Origin of the sequence: Dactylosporangium aurantiacum (assembly GCF_000716715.1) — a bacterium.
GTDB lineage: Bacteria > Actinomycetota > Actinomycetes > Mycobacteriales > Micromonosporaceae > Dactylosporangium > Dactylosporangium aurantiacum.
The window spans coordinates 1-411 of record NZ_JNYJ01000191.1; the positions used below are offsets into that span (position 1 = coordinate 1).

The window sequence follows — 411 nt, forward strand, 5'->3', positions numbered from 1 at the left end:
CGACCGTCGCGGTCACCGTCAACGGTGTGTCCGCGGCCCGCTCCAGGACGATGTGCACGTCCACGACACCGTCAGCACCGTCGACCGACACGAGGGGCCGGACCGTGGCGAGGCGGGCGGTGGACCAGGCGTGCAGGCCGATCGGCTGCCAGATCCCCGCCGTGACCAGCGTCGGACCCCAGTCCCAACCGAAGTTCGACGCCATCTTCCGGATGTACTGAAACGGCTCATCATAGGCATTCGGCCGCTCACCCACCGCATCCCGCACCGCCTCGGCGTGTCCAAACCGTCCGCGACCAGGTCGACCCGGTCACCGGCCAGGTCCGCGTCGAACGTCGTCTCGTACACCCACGCCGTCCGACCGATCCACGACAACGCCACCTCGTTGTCGTCCAGGTACGGGTCAGGAAT

The 411-nt window shown here is 68.1% G+C and carries 1 protein-coding gene and 1 pseudogene; both read right to left on the reverse strand.

Features of this window, described 5'->3' with window-relative positions; genetic code table 11:
- On the reverse strand, positions 1-205 hold a 205-nt coding region (locus OP18_RS62865; protein ID WP_425388716.1), incomplete at its 3' end, for a hypothetical protein.
- Positions 206-381, reverse strand: a pseudogene (locus tag OP18_RS62870) (glycosyl hydrolase 2 galactose-binding domain-containing protein); the annotation flags it as partial. It lies immediately after the preceding gene.
- Between the last annotated feature and the right edge of the window lie 30 nt (positions 382-411).